This is a genomic window from Megasphaera geminata F0357 (assembly GCF_000239275.1).
Taxonomy (GTDB): domain Bacteria; phylum Bacillota; class Negativicutes; order Veillonellales; family Megasphaeraceae; genus Megasphaera; species Megasphaera geminata.
On the sequence record NZ_JH417576.1, the window covers coordinates 1 to 5034 of the forward strand.

The following is a 5034-nucleotide window of genomic DNA, read 5'->3' on the forward strand; positions in this document are numbered from 1 at the left end:
GCGGCATCATGACGACAAATCCTTCCAGTTCCAGTTTCCTGACAGCTTCCCTGATGGGGGTTCTGCTGACACCGAGTTCATCGGCAAGCTGAATTTCCATAAGCCGTTCGCCGGGCTTTAAAACACCTTCACGGATAGCCTGCCGAAGCGCTTCACTGACAACATCCCGCAAGGGCTTATATGTGTCTAATCTGATCGGTTCCAATCTGTGTTTTTTATTCACCTTATATTTCCTCTCTAACGTAAGGCCGTCACTATAACATCGACATTACGGCCGGCTTCGCGTAAAGCCGTCGCCATTTCTTCTCCGTCCTTTTCAGGCGGCACCAGTGCAAATACGGTCGGCCCGCTGCCTGTCATCAAAGGCATGAGCCCCAAGCGCGTCAACATGTCTTTGCATCGGCCGACAGCCGGTACATGCGGCATGATAAGAGATTCGAACATATTTCCCATAGCGCTGCAGATACTTTCGAAATCCTGTGCCGCAACGGAATTGACCATCTCTCCCATATCGACGGCATGAGCCGTGCAGCTATGCGTAAAAAGGTCATAAGCTTCATCCGTATGCACAAGCACATGAGGATGAACGATGAGTACGTCCCATGGCGGCAGCTTTTTCAGGGGTACAAGTATTTCACCGATACCGCCGGCCCTCATCGTACCGCCGCTGATACAAAAGGGTACATCGGCACCGAGGCTCCTGCCGATGCGGCGCAGGGCTTCATCAGGCAAGGCAAGCCGCCAAAGGCGGTTCAGGCCGCGCAACACGGCCGCACAATCGGCACTGCCGCCGGCAAGGCCGGCGGCAACCGGGATCCGCTTCTCTATATGAATGCGCACAGCCTGCAAATCTTCCGAAAACGGCAAAAGGGCTTTATACGCCCGATAGGCCAGATTCGACTCGTCACACGGCAATTCACCGCATGAGCAGGTAAGGCTGAAGGTATCGCTTTTTTCAAGACAAACCGTGTCATGAAGATCAACGGACTGATAAACTGTATCCACTTCGTGATACCCGTCGGGGCGACGGCCGAGAATATTCATGGCCAGGTTAATCTTTCCGTATGCGATTTCTTCTATCATCACGGGCTCCACCCTTTAAAAAATAATCGTTTTTCATTTTACTTCTGACCGGCCCATGCTATAATGAGCCTATATATAAAATTATGCACAGAATTCGCTTCATTTATAAAACAGTGTACAGATACTTTTTTTATTATACTGGTTTTTCTGTGCTTTTACAATCTTCCTGAAGGACGGGTCAATATACAATGAAACAAAAGGAACAACTTACAAAAAGACAGCTGGCCGCCCCCTATATAGCCAATTTTATCGGCAGCATTATCGCCGCCATAGGCATTAATGCGTTCTTCATTCCTCATCACCTTTTAAGCAGCGGTATCGGCGGGGCCGCCATCATGGTCTACTATGCAACGGGTCTTCCCTTCGGTATGGGCAATTTTATCATGAACATACCTGTTCTCATAGCCTGTTACAGGTTTATGGGACGGCGATATACGATACTTGCCATTATCGGCACGTTCATATACTCTTTTATCCTCGATTCCCTGTCCTTCCTGGCGGATATGTCGGTCATCCACGATCCTATGACCGCCGCCATTACCGGCGGTATTTTAAACGGCATCGGCATGGGTATTATTTACCGTTATAACGGAAATACAGGCGGGCTCGACGTCGTCGGCGCCATTGTAAAAAAATTCTACTCTTTCGAAATGGGCAATGTCGTCATAGCCGTCAACACATTCATTCTTATTTTTGCCGCATATATGTTTGGCCTTGAACTGGCGGTCCTGACGTTTATCGGTTCCTATGTCACGGCCTTTCTTACGAATAAAGTGGTCATCGGCCTCAACCAACGCAAAGCCGTTACGATCATTACAAACAGGCCGGAACAGATGGCCGGCGTCATCATGCGCTACATCGGTCACGGCGTTACCTTCATCCAAGGCAAGGGCGCTTACACGATGCAGGAAAAACAGATTATTTATGCTATCATCAAGTTGACAGAGGTTTCTAAATTAAAAGAAATCGTCAACAAGGTGGACCCTCGCGCGTTTATGATTATCAGCGATGCTTCCGATGTTTTCGGCACGGGCTTTACTGAACCGTCGCCTAAATTTCATGAAAATCCCGGCGACTCGATGAGTATGCCCCGTACCCGAAAGCCGCTGCCGCCTGATTATTAATTTTCTGTAACATCGTCTCATACTATTGACGCACCGCACTGTACGGATAATCCCGTAAGCCGTACAGTGCGGTATTTTTTTCTTCAAAGGCCATTATACTGTTATATTATTGTTTTATATATACAGCGGCGGCGCTTATTTTCGTTGACATGAAAATACGGGTGCTATATACTTTTCTATAGACTTTATGGAATTGAATGTTATTATCACAAGTTGGGGATGAGCATTATTATCGTGATTTTATATTCAACCCATGACCTTTAAGGAGGTGCAGCACATGCGCATTATGAAACTGGCAGATATGGAAGTGGGGACTTCCGGTACTGTTGAAGCACTCGAAGGACACGGTAATATCCAACATCGACTGGTCGATATGGGCGTCGTAAAAGGTTCCCGTATTTCTGTCGTAAAAACCGCACCTTTAGGTGATCCCGTCGAGGTGAAAGTAAAAGGTTGTGCCTTGGCACTGCGAAAAAACGAAGCGGCTATGATCAGTGTAGCCGTCGATTAGGAGGAAACCGTTCACATGAGTTCAATTAAGACGATTCGGATTGCCCTCGCCGGTAATCCGAACTGTGGCAAAACCACGATTTTTAACAATATTACCGGCGCCAAGCAACACGTGGGTAACTATCCGGGCGTTACAGTCGAAAAAAAAGAAGGACACTGTAATTATAAGGGTGAAGATCTTCTCTTTGTCGACCTTCCCGGCACATACAGTCTGACAGCGCGTTCTTTGGATGAAGTAGTGGCGCGCAACGTTATTATCAATGATAAGCCGGATCTTATCGTCAACGTACTGGATGCTTCCAATCTGGAACGCAACCTTTATCTGGCCGCTCAGCTCGCCGAACTGGGCCGTCCCGTCGTCATTGCCCTTAACATGATGGACATTGCCGATCGCATGAATATCAAAATCAACCTGGAAAAACTGGGTGAACAGATGGGGGCTGTAGTCGTGCCCCTCGTGGGCAGTAAAAACGTCGGTACGGACCGCCTTCTCGCCGTCGTTGTCGATGACGAAAAACTGGCTAAGTTGAAAAATCCGGAAATCAATTACGGCGAGATCGTCGAACCGGCAATTGCCGACCTCACCAACGTAATGAAAGAAGCCGGTACGATCAGCTATCCTCTCCGTTGGGCGGCTGTAAAGCTTCTTGAAAATGATGATGATGTCGTTGCCAAGGTCAAAGCTATTGCCGGTACGGAAAAAATCCTTGCCAAAGCGCAGGAGCTTCGCGATTCACTGAAAGACAAAGTCGATCTGGAATTTCATTTCGCCCAGTACCGGCATCAGTTCGCAGTCAAAGCCTATAACGCCTCCGTCGTGGCTGCCGGTACGAGCGACAATCTTTCCGATAAAATCGACCGCGTATTAACGAATAAATATATCGGCCTGCCGATTTTCCTCTTCTTCATGTGGCTCATGTTCACCGTCGTCATCGACATCGGCGCATATCCGCAGGATTGGTTGGAAAAGGGCTTCGGGATACTCGGCGATTGGCTCGGCACGATTATTGACGACGAGCAGCTCCGCTCACTTGTCGTCGACGGCGCAATCGGCGGCGTCGGCGCCGTTCTCAGTTTCGTGCCGCTTATCATACTTCTGTATCTCTTCATCAGTCTTATTGAAGACTCCGGTTACATGGCCCGTGCGGCGTTCCTGATTGACCGCATTATGAGGTCCTTCGGCCTCCACGGTAAATCGTTCATTCCCATGATCCTAGGCTTCGGATGTAACGTCCCGGGCATTATGGCCGCTCGTACGCTTGATAATGAACGCGACCGTATGGTTACGATTTTAGCGCTTCCCTTCATGTCCTGCGGCGCCAGACTCCCGGTATATACGTTGTTTATCGCGGCATTTTTCGGCGCCTCCGGCTATGGCGGCACCGTCCTTTTCGGACTGTACCTGCTCGGTATTATCGTGGCCATTTCCATTGCCCTCATCCTGCGCCGCACGGAATTTAAAGGAGAGCAGGAACCGTTTGTCATGGAACTTCCTCCTTATCATATTCCGACGCTTAAAGGCGTGCTTATGCACATGTGGGAACGCACGGTACTCTACTTGAAAAAAGCCGGTACGATTATTCTCGGTGCGTCTATCCTCGTCTGGTTCCTTACGGCCTATCCGCTGGACGTTGAATACTCCCGGGACTTCGACGCCGCCAAAGACGCCGTAACGGACACGATGGAGCAGCAATCTCAGCTCCTCGCTTCTTACGGGTTGAAAAACCTGAAAGATAACGCCGAACTTAACAGCATGTACGATTCCATGGTAAATGCTCAGAAAGAAGCCGACGATGCGGAAGACGATGAAGATCAGGATGTGAACAGCGTAGCCCCAGGCAAAGGAAGCGGAAGAAGACAAACCGGAATATCCGGATGCGTTTGCCGACCTGGAAGCTTCCGATCCGAAAGCCTATGCACAGGCGCTGCCCCTCTTTAATGCCAAGAAGAACGCCGATGACGCAACGGCGGATCTCGAATCACAGGAAAACGCTGAAAAAATCGGCCAGTCCTATGCGGCCCGCCTCGGTAAATTCATTGAGCCGGCCATTAAGCCGCTCGGTTTTGACTGGAAGATCGGTGTCGGGCTCATTGCCTGCACGGCGCTAAAGAAGTCATGGTCTCGACGCTCGCCACGATTTACAGCGTACAGGCCGACGACAAGCATGAAGCGAACCTCGTAACATACCTTGCGGAAGATCCCGACTTTAATGCGGCCGTAGCGCTCTCGCTCATGGTGTTCTGCCTCCTCTACATGCCTTGTGTAGCGGCTCTCGCAGTCATCAAACGTGAAACGAATTCCCGGAAATTGCGGATG

At 49.7% G+C, this 5034-nt stretch carries 6 protein-coding genes; 4 read left to right on the forward strand and 2 right to left on the reverse strand.

The genetic code is table 11. The features are described 5' to 3' along the window. Nucleotides 1-223: GntR family transcriptional regulator (locus HMPREF0080_RS03310; RefSeq protein WP_006789790.1), on the reverse strand; the 223-nt coding region annotated here is incomplete at its 3' end. A 14-nt stretch (nucleotides 224-237) separates the two neighbouring features. Next, nucleotides 238-1083: a 4-(cytidine 5'-diphospho)-2-C-methyl-D-erythritol kinase gene (gene ispE / locus HMPREF0080_RS03315; protein WP_006789791.1), complete on the reverse strand. Its 846-nt coding sequence runs from the start codon at nucleotides 1081-1083 to the stop codon at nucleotides 238-240. A 188-nt stretch (nucleotides 1084-1271) separates the two neighbouring features. On the opposite strand from ispE, the gene HMPREF0080_RS03320 reads away from it, so the two are divergent. The 4 genes from HMPREF0080_RS03320 to HMPREF0080_RS10640 form a co-directional block, all read left to right on the forward strand. After that, nucleotides 1272-2207 (forward strand): YitT family protein, encoded by a 936-nt coding sequence (locus HMPREF0080_RS03320; RefSeq protein WP_006789793.1) that lies wholly within the window; start codon nucleotides 1272-1274, stop codon nucleotides 2205-2207. A gap of 277 nt (nucleotides 2208-2484) precedes the next feature. Next, entirely contained in the window at nucleotides 2485-2718 is a 234-nt protein-coding gene (locus HMPREF0080_RS03325) for a FeoA family protein (protein WP_040347074.1), read from the forward strand. A 15-nt stretch (nucleotides 2719-2733) separates the two neighbouring features. Then, nucleotides 2734-4656: a ferrous iron transport protein B gene (gene feoB / locus HMPREF0080_RS03330; protein WP_006789795.1), complete on the forward strand. Its 1923-nt coding sequence runs from the start codon at nucleotides 2734-2736 to the stop codon at nucleotides 4654-4656. 177 nt (nucleotides 4657-4833) lie between these two features. Next, a partial coding sequence (locus HMPREF0080_RS10640) for a nucleoside recognition domain-containing protein (RefSeq protein WP_006789796.1) occupies nucleotides 4834-5034 on the forward strand: 201 nt, incomplete at its 3' end.